This is a genomic window from Vibrio sp. Y176 (genome assembly GCF_033438945.1).
The window spans coordinates 1-521 of sequence record NZ_JAWOQS010001173.1; the positions used below are offsets into that span (position 1 = coordinate 1).

Genomic DNA, 521 nt, shown 5'->3' on the forward strand with positions numbered 1-521 from the left:
GGTCGTACAACATCATCGCTTCAGCAGGTAAACCATCTCGCCCTGCTCGTCCCGTTTCTTGGTAGTAGGATTCAATATTGCGCGGAATATCAAAGTGCACCACAAAACGGACGTTCGGCTTGTTGATGCCCATACCAAAGGCAACCGTCGCGACCACGATTTGAATGTCATCACGCTGAGACGCCTCTTGAACGTAAGCACGCTCATCAGCGTCCATCCCTGCATGATAGCCCGCCGCACGGATGTGGTTGTTGCACAACTTCTCCGTCACCATTTCGACTTTCTTACGGCTACCACAATAAATAATGCCGCAATTGCCCTTTTGGGTGTCGAGATAACGAATGATCTGAGAAATCGGCTTGTGCTTCTCGACCAGGTTGTAGCGGATATTCGGACGGTCAAAACTGCCTAAGTGGACATGAGGTTCATGCAAACGTAAGCGTTCAAGAATGTCGCGACGTGTAGCGTCATCCGCAGTGGCGGTGAGCGCCATAAATGGCACATGCGAAAAATGCTGCTTT

General features: G+C 50.5%; 1 protein-coding gene. It reads right to left on the reverse strand.

Annotated features, from left to right (window positions below; all coding sequences use genetic code 11):
* Nucleotides 1-521 (reverse strand): RecQ family ATP-dependent DNA helicase (locus R7O13_RS30815; protein WP_318305712.1); only part of this gene is annotated, 521 nt, incomplete at both ends.